Source organism: Serratia proteamaculans (assembly GCF_013337185.1).
In the GTDB taxonomy this organism is placed as follows: domain Bacteria; phylum Pseudomonadota; class Gammaproteobacteria; order Enterobacterales; family Enterobacteriaceae; genus Serratia; species Serratia proteamaculans_D.
In genome coordinates, this window is sequence record NZ_SWDE01000006.1 from 1 (window position 1) to 17230 (window position 17230).

Annotated in this window: 15 protein-coding genes; 3 read left to right on the forward strand and 12 right to left on the reverse strand. The window is 56.6% G+C overall.

Translation table 11 applies throughout. The features are described from left to right. Positions 1-223: 223 nt before the first annotated feature. A complete protein-coding gene (locus FCL49_RS19810; protein WP_254611115.1) occupies positions 224-1534 on the forward strand; it encodes an MFS family transporter in 1311 nt (436 codons plus the stop codon). Between the two features lies 1 nt (position 1535). On the opposite strand, the gene FCL49_RS19815 is transcribed toward FCL49_RS19810, so the two are convergent. The 5 genes from FCL49_RS19815 to trxC all read right to left on the reverse strand — a co-directional run bounded on the left by FCL49_RS19815 (position 1536) and on the right by trxC (position 7400). Next, positions 1536-1868 (reverse strand): YfiM family lipoprotein, encoded by a 333-nt coding sequence (locus FCL49_RS19815; RefSeq protein ID WP_174354847.1) that lies wholly within the window; start codon positions 1866-1868, stop codon positions 1536-1538. A gap of 79 nt (positions 1869-1947) precedes the next feature. Continuing rightward, positions 1948-3303 carry a CDP-diacylglycerol--serine O-phosphatidyltransferase gene (pssA, locus tag FCL49_RS19820; RefSeq protein ID WP_167519939.1) on the reverse strand — a complete coding sequence of 452 codons (1356 nt, stop codon included), beginning with the start codon at positions 3301-3303 and terminating at the stop codon, positions 1948-1950. 153 nt (positions 3304-3456) lie between these two features. After that, the gene (locus tag FCL49_RS19825) at positions 3457-6105 is read right to left on the reverse strand and encodes a bifunctional acetate--CoA ligase family protein/GNAT family N-acetyltransferase (RefSeq protein ID WP_174354848.1); all 2649 of its coding nucleotides are present in this window, start codon (positions 6103-6105) and stop codon (positions 3457-3459) included. A gap of 33 nt (positions 6106-6138) precedes the next feature. Beyond that, positions 6139-6843 carry a tRNA-uridine aminocarboxypropyltransferase gene (locus FCL49_RS19830; RefSeq protein ID WP_174354849.1) on the reverse strand — a complete coding sequence of 235 codons (705 nt, stop codon included), beginning with the start codon at positions 6841-6843 and terminating at the stop codon, positions 6139-6141. A gap of 137 nt (positions 6844-6980) precedes the next feature. Beyond that, positions 6981-7400, reverse strand: coding sequence for a thioredoxin TrxC (gene trxC, locus FCL49_RS19835; protein WP_012146452.1), 420 nt, complete (start codon positions 7398-7400; stop codon positions 6981-6983). Between the two features lie 208 nt (positions 7401-7608). On the opposite strand from trxC, the gene FCL49_RS19840 reads away from it, so the two are divergent. Then, on the forward strand, positions 7609-8709 hold the full coding sequence (locus FCL49_RS19840) for a tRNA/rRNA methyltransferase (protein ID WP_135317696.1): 1101 nt from the start codon (positions 7609-7611) through the stop codon (positions 8707-8709). Positions 8710-8912: 203 nt separating this feature from the next. Here FCL49_RS19840 and emrB read toward each other — a convergent pair whose 3' ends face one another. From emrB to FCL49_RS19875, 7 genes are all read right to left on the reverse strand, one after another. Then, positions 8913-10448: a multidrug efflux MFS transporter permease subunit EmrB gene (gene emrB, locus FCL49_RS19845; protein WP_037422298.1), complete on the reverse strand. Its 1536-nt coding sequence runs from the start codon at positions 10446-10448 to the stop codon at positions 8913-8915. Between the two features lie 17 nt (positions 10449-10465). Then, entirely contained in the window at positions 10466-11638 is a 1173-nt protein-coding gene (gene emrA, locus FCL49_RS19850) for a multidrug efflux MFS transporter periplasmic adaptor subunit EmrA (protein WP_174354850.1), read from the reverse strand. Positions 11639-11663: 25 nt separating this feature from the next. Continuing rightward, the gene (locus tag FCL49_RS19855) at positions 11664-13115 is read right to left on the reverse strand and encodes an efflux transporter outer membrane subunit (protein ID WP_174354851.1); all 1452 of its coding nucleotides are present in this window, start codon (positions 13113-13115) and stop codon (positions 11664-11666) included. Between the two features lie 21 nt (positions 13116-13136). Then, positions 13137-13658 (reverse strand): transcriptional repressor MprA, encoded by a 522-nt coding sequence (mprA, locus tag FCL49_RS19860; protein ID WP_012146447.1) that lies wholly within the window; start codon positions 13656-13658, stop codon positions 13137-13139. Positions 13659-13817: 159 nt separating this feature from the next. Beyond that, on the reverse strand, positions 13818-14171 hold the full coding sequence (ygaH, locus tag FCL49_RS19865; protein ID WP_174354852.1) for an L-valine transporter subunit YgaH: 354 nt from the start codon (positions 14169-14171) through the stop codon (positions 13818-13820). Beyond that, complete coding sequence (locus FCL49_RS19870) at positions 14161-14907, reverse strand: AzlC family ABC transporter permease (RefSeq protein ID WP_217434510.1); 747 nt, start codon at positions 14905-14907, stop codon at positions 14161-14163. Before FCL49_RS19870 ends, ygaH begins: the two co-directional genes overlap by 11 nt. A 120-nt stretch (positions 14908-15027) precedes the next feature. Next, entirely contained in the window at positions 15028-16227 is a 1200-nt protein-coding gene (locus FCL49_RS19875; RefSeq protein WP_174354853.1) for an MFS transporter, read from the reverse strand. 104 nt (positions 16228-16331) lie between these two features. On the opposite strand from FCL49_RS19875, the gene FCL49_RS19880 reads away from it, so the two are divergent. Beyond that, on the forward strand, positions 16332-17210 hold the full coding sequence (locus FCL49_RS19880) for a LysR family transcriptional regulator (RefSeq protein WP_174354854.1): 879 nt from the start codon (positions 16332-16334) through the stop codon (positions 17208-17210). Positions 17211-17230: the final 20 nt, after the last annotated feature.

The window sequence follows — 17230 nt, forward strand, 5'->3', positions numbered from 1 at the left end:
ACAAAGCCTCATGCGAAAGCATGGGGCTTTTTGCTGTGTGCGGCTATAAGTAAATGACCGTTATCCCATCAATTTTCACCCCACTCTTCAATGCGCATCACATAAATCACGCTATATTCTTCGCCCGCTATTTGTTTTAATCGTTAACTAAACACCAACAATTAAATCACATTTAAACGGCAGGACGCCGACTTCACTGTTTATCTGGCTCGGAGAATATAAAATGACAGAAACAACCTCGGCCATTGAGGATGGAGGGGCCGCCGATCTGGCGGTTCAGGACAAAAAGAAACGCATTTTCGCGATTGTAGGGGCTTCATCAGGGAACCTGGTGGAGTGGTTTGATTTTTACGTCTATTCCTTCTGTTCTATCTACTTTGCCGCCTCGTTTTTCCCCGCCGGCAACAGCACTACCCAACTGCTGCAAACGGCCGGTGTGTTTGCCGCAGGTTTCTTCATGCGGCCAATCGGTGGCTGGTTATTCGGTTATATTGCCGATAAACATGGCCGTAAAAACTCGATGCTGATCTCGGTCTGTATGATGTGTGCAGGATCGCTGGTGATCGCCTGTTTACCGACCTATGAGTCGATCGGCAGTTGGGCACCGGTGCTGCTGCTGGTTGCCCGTCTGTTCCAGGGGCTGTCGGTTGGCGGTGAATATGGCACCAGTGCTACCTATATGAGCGAGGTGGCCATAAAGGGGCGGCGCGGGTTCTATGCATCATTCCAGTATGTCACGCTGATTGGCGGCCAACTGCTGGCATTGCTGGTTCTGGTGGCGCTGCAGCAAATCCTCTCTGCCGGTGAACTCAAGGCCTGGGGCTGGCGTATTCCTTTTGCGATAGGGGCGGTATTGGCCGTGGTGGCGTTATATCTGCGTCGTTCGCTGAATGAAACCTCCGATGCCAAGACCCGTAATCATAAGGATGCCGGTTCACTGAAAGGGTTGTGGAAGAACCGTAAAGCTTTCCTGATGGTGCTGGGCTTTACCGCCGGTGGTTCGCTAAGTTTTTATACTTTTACTACCTATATGCAAAAGTATCTGGTCAATACCTCTGGAATGGACGCCAAGCTGGCCAGCGGTATTATGACCGCAGCCCTGTTTATCTACATGTTGATGCAGCCGTTGGTTGGGGCGTTATCGGACAAGATTGGTCGCCGTAGCTCAATGCTGATCTTTGCTTCCTTCGCCACCTTACTCACAGTACCTATTCTGCTAACCTTGAAAAATGTCAGCAACCCTTATGCGGCATTTGGACTGATCGTGCTGGCGTTGTTTATTGTCAGTTTTTATACCTCGATCAGTGGGTTGCTGAAAGCCGAGATGTTCCCGCCGGAGGTGCGGGCGTTAGGCGTTGGTCTGTCTTATGCGGTGGCTAACGCGATGTTTGGCGGGTCTGCAGAATATGTTGCTCTGTCGCTGAAATCGTACGGTATAGAGAATACCTTCTTCTGGTATGTTTCCGGCATGTGCCTGTTGGCGTTGATCGTTTCACTTCGCTTGCATCGCAAGGGGAAAGAAATCCAACTGTGAATCAGCGGGTGGCGTGGTACAGGCTATACCCCGTGGCCGCCCCCGCCACATCCCAGGCAAAATCCTTCCAGCTCCAGCCAGTGCCGCCTTCGCGACTGTCATACAGTTCTTTGGCGGCACCCAGTCCGATAGAGAACATCAGGCCAAAGCTGCGGCTGCGAGCCTCACTCCAGTTTTGATGATCGCCATAAGCGGCACCGGCGGCGGCAAAGGCTGCGGAAGAGACAAAATGTTGCGCCTTGTCTTTTCCGGTCCAGCTGTCATTTGCCCAATGGGTGCAACCGCTGGTGAACAGGACAAAGGGCAGCACAAACAGACAGTGGAGTGGGCGCATAATGAAAACATCCTGTTGTCATGGCTCATAAAAAACCCCGGCATGGGCCGGGGTCTGCGATAGCTGAATTATAGCGCGCTTACAGTATACGGCTAATCAATCGGTCGATACGGATACGGCGCAGACGGCGGATCAGCTTACGCACTTTGATCGGATACTCCTGGATGCTTTGCAATTCCAGATAGTGTCCCACCACGGTGGTATGGGTACGGATGCACTCCAGCTCTTTATGCCGCTGCTCACGCATTTCCTGCTTGGGATCGTGGATCAGAATGGCATTTTCCAGATCCAACCGCCAGGCGCGTGGGTTGAGGTTATTACCGGTAATCAACTGCCATTCGTCATCTACCCACATGCCTTTCAGGTGATAGCTGTTATCGCCGTCTTTCCACAGACGAACAATCAGCTGACCGGTATCGATATAACGTTGCAGACGGCTGAGAAAGCGTCGCAGATTGATTTCGTACAGGTAAGGCAGCGCACCGATAATTTTGAATGGCTGATCTTCCGGAATATAGAAGTCATTAGCGGTTTTATCACCGACAATGATTTCCACCTGCTTGCCCTGGCGCAACAGGTAGATGATATTGCGCACCAGCAGCGCCGGCAGGTTGAAGTAGGGGGTGCACAGCGTCAGTTTCTGATCGGCGCTGGACATCAGGTGGTGAATGGTTTTATTCAGAATGCTTTGTTTGCCCAGCCCAACCAGCGGAGTTACCGCCAGTTCATCGTTACCGGCGTTGTTGCGAAACTGATAGCCGGCACGGCGCAGGCCGAAACGGAACAGGCGAGTTTCGTTTTTGATCTCAGGGCTTTTCGGGCGATCGTCACGATCCAGACGTTGTACGGCACCGGCGGTTAGCAGATGCTGCTTGATGTAATCGACCAGGGTATTGGCCAATTCACCGTTGGTGATCAGTTGGTAGCGATCGTAACGGTATTTTTCATGCTGATGCAGGTAAACGTCATTGATACTGGCACCGCTGTAAATCACGGTATCGTCGACAACAAAACCTTTCAGGTGCAACACGCCCAAGGCTTCACGGGTGTTGACCGGCACGCCGTATATCGGTACCGGCAGCCCCGGGTGCTGGTCTGCCATTGAGCAGTACCAGTCGGCGTTGGTATTGGCGGCCGCGGCGCCGATGCGCCCACGCTGGGCACGATGCCAGTCGACCAGAATGCAAATCTCCAGCTCCGGACACCGCTGCTTCGCCTGATAAAGTGCATTGAGAATATCGCGCCCGGCGTCGTCGTGCTCCAGATACAGAGCGACCAGATAAATACGTTGGGTGGCGTTAGCGATTAATTCCAGCAGGGTGGCGCGGTAATCAGACGGCGTGTACAAAGTGCGTACATCAGCCACCGTCTGGGGGAGTTTGGGCAGTTGTGCAAGGTGTTGTTGATGTTTGCTACGTTTAAATTTTGACAACATCACAGTGCGCTTCTTCTCTCATGATTAGATGGCCTGAACGCCAAATACGGAAAAACAACAAATCGAATAATCGGGCGATAATACCACTAGTTGCCTCGATTGTGCGTATGTTTTGGCGTTAAGTGGTGGATTCGTAGCGCATTGCGACACAGGTCACTGCGCTTCCTCCGCCTGCAGCGGCAGGGTCAAATTGACGATACCGTCCTCTATCTGCACATCGATACCAAAGCCCAACCGCTGTGCCAGTCCGATCATTCCGCGGTTGTTTGGCATAGTGATACCGGTCAGACGGGTCAACCCATGGGCTCGGGCATAGGCGATCATTTTTTCCAGCAGTTGGCGTCCCAGACCGAGTCCTTTCAGGTCGGAACGCACTAGCACGGCAAATTCCGCATCGGTATTGTCCGGGTCGGACAGGGCGCGCGTTACGCCGATGATCTGTTCATCACGTACTGCGACAAAAGCCATTTCTCGATCGTAGTCGATCTGCGTCATGTTAGCCAAATCGTCATGGGTAAACTCGTTGATCTCACTGAAGTAGCGATAGTAGAGATCTTCCTTGGTCACGCGATCGATAAAGTGTTTCAACGCCGGCTCGTCTTCCGGCAGGATCGGCCGGAACAGGCATTGCGAACCGTCTTTCAACCCAATGGTTTCTTCCAGTTCATGAGGATAAGGACGGATCGCCAGCCGCGCCTGCGGGTCACCCACAAACGGGGCAAGCTGCATGGAAACGTCCAGCAGGGTGAATTCGCTGCCGGACGCCAGTACCGGGTGGATATCCAGACGAGTGATTTCCGGGCAGTCGAGGATCAGATTGGAGACTTGCACCAACAGGCGGCTCAGCCCGGGAATATCCAGCGGCCTCAGGGCGCTGCGCCCGCGGATTTTTCCTCCTTTTACCGCCTGCAATACCAGATAGCGCGCCAGCGCCATATTCAGCGGCGGCAGCGCCACCGCGACCTGATTTTCCTGCCGCCATTCGATGCCGCCTTCGCCCAGCATGATCAATGGGCCAAAAATGGCATCCTGTTCTACCGCAATACGCAGCTCTTGTGCCCCGGCGCGGTTGGCCATGCTTTGCACCAGCAAGCCGTGGATACGTGCCTGTGGATAGGTGCGTTTCACCCGGTCAAGAATGGCTTCTGCGGCACGCTGCACTTCAGTCGCGGTACGCAAATAGAGCATTACGCCCTGAACTTCAGACTTGTGGGGAATATCCGGCGAACGCAGTTTCAGGGCTACCGGGTAGCCAATTTGTTCGGCGATATGCACCGCTTCGGCGCTGTCTTCGGCAATCCAGGTCGGCAGAGTGGTCAGGTCATAGGCCTGCAGAATCGATTGCACCTCGTGGGTATCGAGTTGTGTAGCGCCTTCGGCCAGCGCCTGTTGAATTAATCGGTGGGCATCGGCGGTGTTGGCGGTCAGGCCGACCGGGAGCGCCGGGGTTTCTTTTAGCTGCTTCTGATTACGGCGATATTCCACCATATGCATAAACGCGGTCACCGCACCTTCCGGGGTGCGATAGGTGGGGATACCCGCCTCGGTAAACAGCCGTCGGGCTTCCTGCGAGGAATATTCACCGCACCAATTGGTGAGCAGCGTAATGCGTTTGCCACGCGGGTGTTGACGCACCGCTTCGATAATACGTTCGGCGGTAATGGTGCCCGGGGCCGCCGCGCTTGGGGCATGGATCAGCAGCAAGGCGTCGTAGTCATGGCTGTCGAGCAAAGTTTTAACCGCCGCCAGATAACGTTGCGGTGTCGCGTCATCACGCAGGTCAATCGGGTTGCCCGCGAGGATAAACTCGGGCAAAGCCTCGCCAAGCTGCGTCAGGATCTCGTCCCCTAACTGCGCCAGCTTGCCATTGCGGCCCAGCAGCTCGTCCAGAGCCATAGCGGCCGGTGCGGCACCGTTGCTGACGATCATCAGCCGCTCGCCGCGTAGCGGGTGCATATGGCTCAGGGTTTCTACTGCGGAGAACAGCTCATGAGTATCCTGCACGCGCAACAAACCGGCGCGCTGAATAGCGGCATCGTAGGCGGCATCCAGCCCCTGCTGGCTGTTAAGCAACAGCTGGGCCTGCTGGCTGCGGCCGCTTTTGACCACCAGAATCGGTTTGTTGCGTGAAGCGCTGCGCGAGGCGGATAAAAAGCGCCGTGCATCGCTGATGTTTTCCAGATACAGCAAAATGGCACTGGTCTTACTGTCGCGCGCCAGAAAGTCCAGCAGGTCGTCGACGTCAATATCCAGGCTATCGCCCAGCGCGATAAAATAGGAGAAGCCAACCTCACGCTGTTGTGCCCAGTCGAGAATGGTATTGGCCACAGCGGCGGACTGGGAAATAAACGCCAGCTTGCCTTTGAGAATGGGGACCGGTGAGAAACTGGCGTTAATGCCTTGCCACGGCGCCAGCAGGCCCAGGCTGTTTGGGCCCAGCAGGCGCATCGAATAACGCTGCGCGCAGGCTTTCAGTTCTGCGAACTGTTCAGGCGGGGAGGAGAGCACAATGGCGGTTTTGCAGCCACGCTTGCCCAGATCTTCAATCAATGTCAGGTTGCGCTGCGCATGGGTACAAAGTATCGCCAGATCGGGGCTGATGGGCAGGCTGGCGACGTCCGGGTAGGCCATCACGCCGCACACCGCCTTGTAGCGTGGGGTGACCGGCATCACCGGCCCGTTGAAACCGCCGGCCAGCAGGTTGCTCATCATCAGGTTACCGGCACGGCCGGGCTGTTGTGAAGCGCCGAGAACGGCAATCGATTTAGGACGTAAAAGCGCTTCTAACCCTCGCTGGCTCATGCACGACTCCTTTAGGCAACGTTACGCCTGATTCTAGGCGTTTTGCGACGGCTTTGCTGTGACCGGTGCCTCCGGGCGGGTAGGTTTCCCGGCCAGATACTGTTGACGGAAATAGTGAAAATGCTCGACCAGTCCGTCGGCGGCGGCCACATCCCCGGCCTGCTGCAACAGCGCTGCCGCCACTTCGGCCGTGCAGTGCTGCTCGGTGCGGCTGGCTTCGCGCAGTTGGTAATTCGAAGCGGCGGTCACGTTGAGTGAAAACACCGGGAACTGATTAAGGTACGGGCTTTTACGGAACATTTTGCTCGCCTCGGTCCAGGTGCCATCGAGCATAATAAACAGCGGCGGTTTGCCACCGGCAGGCAATTCGCTGAACACCGGCCGCTCGGGGGCGACATAGGAGGCGGGAAACACCACGTAAGGCTGGCGCTCGGGATCGTTAATCGCCGCCAGCAGGGCAGGGTCAACCTCGGTGCGCGACCAAAGAAATGCCTGGGTTTCCGGCAGAATATCGGCGATCAGTCGGCCGGTATTGCTCGGTTTCAGCGGCTCTGCTCCAAACATGATCAGGCAAAAACGGCTGGCGGCCGGCTGCGGTTGGATAGTGTCACACAGGCAGTTTTTATGGGGTAGCAGGCAGCCCTGACAACGCGGTACGCGGTTGCCACGCGCCAGAAAAGGGCGGGTAGAGCGTTCCAGGCGAAATTGGCGCAGGCGAAGGACGGCGTTGTCGGTCATAAAAGTCTCGGGGAAAACCGCTATTGTAACGCAGAAAAAAGCCCGACGGGAGCGTTCGGGCTGGATTGAGTCACGGCGGTGTCACGGGCAATGGGCAACACCGCCTATTGAAAGGCGACGGGTGTAGACTTTCTGCGTTAAACTAGTTCATTGAGCCAGTTATCGAACGGCGTTTTCGGCATGGCGCCGTTAAGCATGTCGACCATTTTCCCTTCGCGGAACAGCATGATGGTCGGAATGCTGCGGATGCGGAAACGGGCGCTCAGTTCGGGTTCCGCCTCGGTGTTGACTTTAACGAAGCGAACTTTGCCGGCGCGCTCTTCGGCGACGTCTTCAAAGATCGGGGCAAAACTGACGCAAGGGCCGCACCACGGCGCCCAAAAATCGACCACTACTGGCAGGCCATCTTGCAACAACGAGTCCAGTGTGGCAGCGGTGGCATTGATCACCTCGCCGTCAAAGAGCGCATGGCCGCAACGGCCGCATTTCGCGCCGTCAGCCACTCGTTCTTCAGGCACGCGGTTGGTGGCATTACAAGCTGGACAAACTGTATTCATGATGACCTCGGATACGGTGAAAGCACGACATACCGCACTCGGGTTGCGGATATGTATCTTTAATGCTGCTTATTATCGTTAAAAGTAGGGCAATGAACAAAGAGGTTTGTTCGATGAATACGATAGTTGTTAGCTTTTAGCGCAAGTAGGTGGCTTAGCACCCCAACATCAGGTAATCTTCGCGCCCTGCGCGTTGGTGGAGAAGAAAATGAACGATTCATTTAGTGGCAAGAACGGTAAAGTTAAAGTGATGTACGTCCGCAGTGACGACGACAGCAACAGCGACGACCGTAACAAGAATAAGCGTCCGGCCGGCAAAGGCCGTCCGGCAGACGGTGCGCGCTCTTCGGGCCGTACCGGTCAGGACAAGCCGCGCGGTAATAACGATCGCCGTGGCTCTGGCTCTGATTCCCGCCGCAGTGAAAGCGATCGTCCTCGCCGTCCAGCGCAAACTGAAGACCGTGGCGGTTATGATTCGCCGTGGAAAACCGTGTCACGTGGCCCGGAAGAAGAGCCGGCGTTTGATCACGGCGGCATCAGCGGCAAGAGCTTTATCGATCCAGAACAGTTGCGTCGTCAGCGTGCGGAAGAAACCCGCGTGTACGGCGAAAACGCCTGTCAGGCCCTGTTTGCCAGCCGTCCGGACGCTATCGTCCGCGCCTGGTTCGTACAGTCGGTCACGCCACGTTTTCGTGAAGCACTGCGCTGGATGGCGGCAAACCGCAAAGCCTATCACGTGGTGGATGAAGAAGAGCTGGCCAAAGCGTCCGGTACCGAACACCACGGCGGCGTTTGCTTCCTGATTAAAAAGCGTCAGGGTCTGGATGCACAAACCTATCTGAAAGAAGCCCCGGCGAAAGACTGCGTGCTGGCGCTGGAAGAAGTAGGCAACCCGCACAACCTGGGTGCTATCGTCCGTTCTTGCGCCCACTTTGGCGTTAACGGCGTATTGCTGCAGGATCCGGCGGTGCTGGAATCAGGTGCCGCGGTGCGTACGGCTGAAGGCGGTGCGGAACACATCAAGGCGATTAACGCCGATGACTTCCTGTCGGTGCTGGATACCTTCCGCAAGGCAGGTTACGCCATCGTCACCACCTCGAGCCACAAAGGCACCCCATTGGCGCAGGCTAAACTGCCGGCCAAAATGGTACTGGTACTGGGTCAGGAACGTGACGGCCTGAGCGACAGTGCCTGGCAGCAGGGCGACATGAACGTGTCTATCGGCGGTACCGGCAAGGTAGAAAGCCTGAACGTATCGGTCGCGACCGGTATTTTGCTGGCTGACTGGTGGCGTCAAAACCAGGCCTAATATACCCGTCGCCTTTCAAGCCGCAGCGTTGTGACCTGCTTTGGTTCTGTAGGGTGCGAATATATTCGCACCGAATAACACGGGCGCAGCATGCAGCGCCCCTACAATTCCTGGGGATGAGTGAGTTGGTCTGAAATTCATAGGGTATAGGGTCAAGAATAAAAAAACGGGCGCCTCAGGGCGCCCGTTTTGCTTTCTACTGTTTAGTGAGCGCCGCCGCCCCCACCGCCGGAGCTGAATGGCGGTTTCGCCACCCAGACCAGCGCCAGCAGGATCAGGAACACCCCAGCCGATAGCCAGAATATCTCGTTAGCCGAGATAATCAGCCCCTGCGCGGTGATCTCGTTGGCGATATAGGCCGACGCCTGCTGCTTGCTCATGCCAATCTGTTCCAACTGCCGGTACATCTCTTGCGACTGCGGGCTGTAAGGGTTCACAAATTCCGCCAGCTGCGAGTGATGCTGCGATTCACGCTGAGTCCACAGCGTGGTGGTGATCGACGTCCCGATCGACCCCGCTAGCGTACGGGTAAAGTTCGACAGGCTCGACGCCGCCGCCATACGCTCCGGCGGCAGGCCGGACAGCGTAATGGTGGTCAATGGCATAAAGAAGCAGGCGATGGCGAAGCCCTGGACAAACTGCGGCCACGCCGAAGCGCCAAAGTCCATTCCCGGTTCAAACGTATAAGCGCGCCAGTAAAAGCACACGGCATACATAATGAAGCTGAAGGTCACCAGTCGTCGCATGTCGAGCCGGTTACCGAACTTGCCGATGATCGGCGACAGCAATACCGGTATCAACCCGATAGGTGCCGAAGCCAGCCCCGCCCAGGTGGCGGTATAGCCATACACCTCCTGCAGTAGCTGCGGCAATAGCACGATAGCGCCGAAATACAGCATATAGGCCAGGCTGATACACAGGCAGCCGACGGTAAAGTTGCGCGACTTGAACAGCGACAGATCCACCACCGGGTGGTCGTCCGTCAGTTCCCAGATGATCAGGAACACCAGCGCCACCACCGCCACTACCGTTAGCACTATTATTTCGGTGGAGTTGAACCAGTCCAGCTCCTTACCCTGATCGAGCATCACCTGCAGCGAACCAATACCGACGATCAACAGCACCAGACCGATGGTATCGATCGGTTTGATCTCGGTTTTGGTTTCCCTGCCTTTCAACGTCGACATCGCCACCAGGATCACTACGGCGCCAATCGGAATGTTGATGAAGAAGATCCAGCCCCAGTGATAGTTATCACTGATATAACCGCCGAGGATAGGCCCGAATATGGGCGCGACGATCACCGTCATTGACCATAGCGCCAGGGCCATCGCTCGTTTGGCGGGTGGATAGTTGTTCAGCAACAGACTTTGCGACAGCGGGATCAGTGGCCCCGCGACCACGCCCTGGATCACGCGGAAGAAGATCAGCATGCCCAGACTGTTGGAGATGCCGCACAGCCAGGAAGCGAGCACGAACAGTGCGGTGGACCAAAGGAACAGGCGCACTTCACCGACGCGCTTCGCCAGCCAGCCGGTGATCGGGATCGAGATAGCGTTTGCCACGCCAAACGAGGTGATCACCCAGGTCCCCTGCGAGTTGGAGGACCCGAGGTTACCCGCGATGGTCGGGATCGCCACGTTGGCAATGGTGGAGTCCAGCACCTGCATAAAGGTCGCCATGGCGAGCGCGACCGTCATCCAGGCGAGCTGGGCACCTTCAAGCGGTTTCTGTGCCAAGGTAGCCTCCCACGCGCTTAGCCGGCATTCGCATGGATCACGTCGGCGATCATCTGGTTAACCGGTGTCAGGTTCAACGCCAGCGCGTCGGTCTGATACAGCGGCTTGTCACGCACCACGTCAGACAGCACTCGGCCGTCCAGGTTGGTGGTGTCAACTTTCACCAGCGTCGACAGACCGATACGCAGCGGATGATCGGCGATTTGCTTGGCATCCAGCTCAATACGTACCGGCAGGCGCTGAACCACCTTGATCCAGTTACCAGTAGCATTCTGCGCAGGCAGCAGTGAGAAGGCGCTGCCGGTGCCCATATCGATACCGACCACTTTGCCGCTGTACACCACATCGTCACCGTAAATGTCACTGACTACGGTGGCCGACTGACCGATGCGCATATTGGCGATCTGGGTTTCTTTAAAGTTGGCGTCCACCCAAATGTGATCGGCAGGCACCACCGCCATCAGCGGGGAACCGGCGGCGATTTGCGCGCCAACCTGTACGCTGCGGCGAGACACATAGCCGGTGATCGGGCTGATGATCTTGGTACGCTGCAACGCCAGCCAGGCGTCACGCATTTGCGCAGAGGACTGTTGGATAGCCGGCTGTTGCTCCAGCGGGGTGTTCAGCACCATTGCCTGGTTAGCGTTATATTGCTGAACCGCCACTTCCAGTGCTGCTTTGGCGCTGTCGACCGCATCACGAGCATGTTGCAGTTCTTCACGGCCGATGGCGTCAAGGCTGCCCAGTACCACGCGGCGCTTGAGATCGTTTTCCGCCTTGCTCAGGTCAGACTTGCGCAGGGCAATGTTGGCCTGATACTGCTTGCTGTTGATGATCAGCTGGTGGGTCTGACGCACGCTGTTGGCCAGGCCGGTTTTGGCGCGTTCAAGCGCCTGTTCGGCATCGGTCGGATCCAGCGTGAGCAGCACATCCCCCTGCTTCACATAGTCGGTATTGTCGAAGTTGACGCTGTTCACGCTACCGTTCACCTGGGCCATGATCTGCACCTGGTTACCGGACACGTAGGCGTCGTCCGTTTCCTGGTGATGACGCAACACCAGGAACCAATACACTAAATATGCCACCCCAATAACAATGAAAATAACCGTCATCAACAGCAGCCAAAACTTGCGCTGCTTCTTTTTGCCGACAGGTTGTGGCGGGGTCTGAGTCTCCGCGCTTGCGCTCATGGTGTTCTCCAAGCTCTCTATTTTATTATGCTTTTGAATCCGCAGCGACCGGGGCCTGATAGCCACCGCCCAGCGCACGGATCAGTCCTATCTTCGCCTGCAGCAAGTTGCTGTTGGCATTCAGTTCCGCCTGTTGCTGCTGCAAGAGCTGCGTCTGGCTGGTTAACAACTGGTCGCGCCCGATAATCCCTGCCTGGTATCGAGCGTTAGCGACGCGGTACACCTGTTGCATCGATTGGGACGCAGATGCCGCCTGCAGCTGCTGTTGCGCAGTGCTTTGTTGGACGGTGATGGCATCGGCAGTTTCCTGCACGGCATTCAGGATGGTTTGGTTATAGGACTCCACAGCCTGGTCGTACAGCGCGGACTCCTCACCCAGTTTGCTGCGCAGCGCACCGGCGTGGAAGATCGGCAATGAAATCGCCGGTACCACGTTCCAGGCCTGGCTGGCCGCTTCAAACAGATTCGGGCTGGTCCCACTGGTGTTGGTGGTCGTCAGGCCGGCAAAGGCTGAAATGGTCAGGCTGGGGTAAAATTCTTTGCGGGCGGCGCTGACGCGTTGGTTATAGGACTCCACCAACTGACGCTGCGCGGCGATATCCGGGCGTTTGCCCAGCAGATCGGCGGTCAGTTCACCTTTTGGCGCCATCAGATTACTGGCGGGCAGGGCCACCGGACGCAGATGCTGCATGGCGCTCGGGCCCTGGCCGGCCAACGCGGCCAACTGGTGTCTTAGTTGTTCAATCTGCGACTGCAGTTGCAGGATCTGCTGCTTGGCACCGTCGGCCTGCGCCTGGCTTTGTTGCGGAACATCAACGCCGGTGATGCCGGCTTTATATTGTTGTTGGCGCAAATCCGTCAGGCGTTGGTTGTTGTCGACTTCCTGCTGGAGCAGTTTTTCCAGCGCGAAATTGCTCTGCAACTGGAAATAGGCGGAGGCCACCGAGCTGGTCAGCGTCAGCGCAGCCTGTTCCTGCTCGGCACGGGCCGCATCGACCTGTGCCTTGGCGGCGTTAACCTGATTGCGGTATTTGCCCCACCAGTCAAACTCATAGGCCAGATTCAGCCCCAGCGAGTTGGATGACTCGTAGATCGGCTGATGCGGATAGCCCAACCCCAGGTTGACGTTCTGCGGAATTTTCTGGCGGTTGCTGCTGGCATTCAGATCCAGATTCGGGCCGTTGGCTGCACTGGCTTCGCCCACCACGCTTTGTGCTTCACGCACGCGCCCGGCGGCTTGCCTCAGCGTCGGTGAGCTTTGCAGCGTCTGGGTCATCAGGCTGTCGAGCTGCGGATCGTTGAGCGAACGCCACCACTGTGGGCTAACGTTCAGCGAGCTGACTTTCGGCTGTGACAATTGCAGGCTCTGCGGATCCATCAGGGTGGATTGCGGGGCAATATTGTCGGTAGAAGCGCACCCGGCCAGCAGCAATACGGCGAACAGCGGGGTGAATCTCCAGTTAAACGGGGATCGCATAGTAGGTTACCTGAACAGAAATTATTGGGATAACTGTCCTGAAACTTCCATCTGGTCCAGACGCGTTAACAGCTTGCGCGTCAGCTGTTCAAGCTGTTGCTGTTCATCATCGTTCAGCGTGGACCACAGGAAATGCAGACATTTGTGCTGCGGTGGCAGCAGTTGGTTGAGAAACTCTTCTCCCTGCGGCGTCATGTGCAAATGCAGGCAACGACGGTCATGGTCGCTTTCCCGGCGTTCAATCCAGCCGCGCTTTTCCAGTTCATCGGCAATCCGCGTGGCATTGGTGCGTGACGAGCCCAGAGCAGAGCTTAGCTCAGAAGGCTGGATGCTGTGATTCTCCTGCGCATCCAGAGTAATCAGCGCCATAAACAGTGTTTCGTTAATCCCTTGTGCCTTGAGCATTTTATTGCGATTTTCCAACAACTTGCTTTGCATGTGCATGCACAGCCGGGTCAGCAGAATTTCCTGATAAGGAAAATCTTTCTGACGTTTTGCGCGGAAATTAAGCATTTGTTCAATGGGAGTAAACGAGCTTTCCATAATTTGGGGCCTCATTAATTTCGTTCGAGATAGTAACGATAGTGATTAATAATGTAAATCTTCAGCCGTGCGAATAATTTAGCAATTCGTGTCATTTGTAAGTTATTTGTCAACGCCCCATTGGCGAGCGACAGCTCAGAATGGGGATGACGGATAAAATCAAAGGCTGGCAGGACCGAAAATCATAAATATTTTTAACGTTATGCCAAAGGCGAGTGCACCGATCAAGGTAGACAGAATGATGCTTTTGCTGCGGTAAAAGCATAGCCCCAGAGCGGCGAAGCCGAGCAGGGTTGGCCACAGCTTGTCCGGTTCACGCATCACCACCGGCGTGCTGGATACCACCAACAGTGCGCAAATGGAGGCGATACCAATGCTGTCGAGCAACAGCGCGGTTTTACCGCGTTTAATGCCCGGTTGGGCACGCGCCGGTGCCAGGCGTAAGGGCAAGTAACGGAACAGGTAATTAGCGCAACCGACCACCAGGCCAATCACCACCACATCAGTGTTCATCGATGGCCTCCGTTGCGGTGGGTTGGAACAGGGCGGCAATACAGCCGGCGCTGATGCCGGCTAAAATGGCGACGGGAATAGAAAACAGCACCACGCCGAGCAGCGCGCCAGCCAGTGCGGCGAAGATAGTCAGGCTTTGTGGACGCCTGAAGGCGGCCAGCAGGAAGCTGAGGAACAGCGCCGGCAGCATAAAGGACAACGAGGCTTCAATCGCCGGGTATTGGTCCAGCGGCCCGTTACCGAACAGTGCACCGATGGCGGTGCCCGCTACCCACGACAGCCAGGAGCACAGTGAAATGCCGAGCATCCAGTTCTCGCTCCAGCTGCGGTTATTGCGCATCAGTTTGGCGGTCGCGGCAGCGAATACTTCGTCGGTCAGGCCGAAGGCCCAGAGTGCGGTTTTACCGCCCGACATGCGTGAGACGATGCGGTGGCGCAGAGCGGGGCCATACAGCAGATGCCGGATATCCATGGCCATCACGGTCAGCGCGGAAACCCACAGCGACATGCCGGCGCTCAGCAGGGCGGTGATCACGAACTGGCTGGCACCTGCATAGATAATGCAGGAAAAGAAGATGCTCTCCAGGGGGGAGAACCCCAGCTTAACGGCGCTCAGGCCAAAGGCAAAAGCCACCGGCACATAGCCGATGACGATCGGTAAACTGTCGACGATGCCGTGGGTGAAGGTCGAGCTGACGGCAGGGGGATTGAGGTTTTCTGCAGCTTGGCTTTGCATTTTTATTAGTGTCGCAGGATAGAGAGATCAATAGTTCATCTGCAGAACATTACCAGAGAGTGAGTAATGTTTATACCCTGCGGCGCTAATAAATTCCTGATATGACTATTCGCTTGCTAATCAGATTGTCGCTGGTCCTTGCGGATCATGATGCTTGCCGCACCACCAGGTCAGTAGGTTGAGCAGGCATAAAACGCCCCCGGCAGCGGCAACGCCGGTCCAGCCCGCATGTTGATAGGCTGAGGCTGACAGCAGCGAGCCGAGTGCCCCACCGATAAAATAGCTGGTCATATAGCCGGCGGTCAGACGGTTACGCGCTTCCGGCATAATGCGGTAAATCACGCTCTGATTGGTGACGTGTACGGCTTGTACGGCCAGATCGAGGATCAGAATACCGGCGATCAATGCCCATAGTGATTGTTTAGCGAAAGCGATGGGTATCCACGAAAGCAACAACAGCACCAGGCCCACGCTGGTGGTTAACCCGGCTTTGCCCTGATCCGCCAAATGTCCGGCGCGTGAAGCTGCCAGCGCACCGGCAGCGCCGACCAGGCCGAACAGACCTATCACCCCTTCGGAATAACCAAACGGCGGTGCGGCCAGTAAAAAGGCCATCGAAGTCCACAGCACGCTGAAGTTGGCGAACGACAGCGCCCCGAGTATCGCGCGGGTACGCAGCAGCGGAGTACCGCAAAACAGGGTGAAGATCGATTTCAGCAACTGCGGGTAATTCAGTCCCGAATGCTGCTTGTAGCGCGGCAGTGCGCGCCACAGGATCAGCGCCATCAGGATCATCAATACGCTGGCGACCCAATAAATGGTGCGCCAGCCGCCGATCGAGGCCAGCGCTCCGGCCACGGTGCGTGCCAGCAAAATGCCGAGCAGCAGTCCGCTCATGATAATGCCGACGGTTTTGCCGCGTTTTTCCGGGTGTGCCAGCGTCGCCGCCAGCGGCACCAGGATTTGCGCGACCACCGAGAATAGCCCGGTGAGCGCGGTACCGAGGATCATCATCGGCAGGGTGGTGGAACTGGCGGTGATCAACATGCCGCCCGCCGCCAGCAGAGTCATAAAGACGATCAGTCCGCGGCGTTCAAACATATCGCCGAGGGGCACCAGCAACAGCAGGCCAACGGCGTAGCCCAACTGGGCGGCAGTGACGATAAAGCCGGCCTGATTCACCGATAAATCGAAGTTCTGGGCGATGGTTTCCAGCAGCGGCTGGGCGTAATAGTTACTGGCGACCGCCAGACCGGTGGCGATGGCGATCAGCACGATCAGCGCCGGGCTGAGACCTGGCTGTGCATGTTGTTGGCTCATAAGATATTAATCACAAAGAGAAGTTGAGCGCAGTATCGGGCAGGACAGCGCGTTAAACCAATGTATAATTTTCATTTGATTAATCTCATTTTGCGATAGATACCATGAACCTGAAACAGATCCGCTTTGCGCTGGCGGTAGCCGAAGAGCAGAGCTTTACCCGTGCGGCACAGCGCTGCCACACGGTACAGTCAGCCCTTAGCCACCAGATAGCCAAACTGGAGGAGGAACTGGGCTGTGCATTGTTTGAGCGTACCTCACGTCGGGTCAGACTGACCACCGCCGGGCAGGCGTTTATTCAGCCTGCACAACGGCTACTGGCGGCGAAGCAGACGCTGGTGGAAGAAGTGCTCGCGGCCAGCGGCACGGTATCCGGCACCCTGACCATTGGCACTATTTCGACCATAAACGCGATTGATCTGACCGAAAAACTGGGCAACTTCCATCGCCACTATCCGGCGGTGAATATCCGGCTGTACGTAGGCATGAGCGAAGCATTGCTGGAAGACGTCCATCAACAAAAAACCGATGTGGCGTTTGTCGGTATCTGGCCGGGGGATATCGATATGCTGCCGGTGTCACATCGGCAGCTAACCGATGAGCCGCTGGTGGCGCTGATGGCGTCGCAGCATCCGCTGGCCAGCCGTCAGCGGGTCAATCTGCAAACCCTGTCGGAAGTGCCGCTGGTGGACTTTTACAGCGGCACCGGCGCCCGACGGCAAACCGACCGCGCGTTTCAGGCAGCGGGTATCAAGCGGCATGTCAGTTTTGAAATTGATCATATTGAATGGTTGGAGAATTTGGTGCGGCGTGGTTTGGCGGCGGGCATTGTGCCGATTTCTACGGCGCAGCGTTTGAGTTCGCTGGTGTCGATCCCGATTGAGGACGGTCCGCGGCGACAGGTGTATTGCGTATGGCCGCAGCCGCTGTCCAGAACCGCCGAGCGTTTTTTGCAGTTTAGTGGGATAGATATTGCGGAATGAACAGAGCAGGGGCGCAGTGG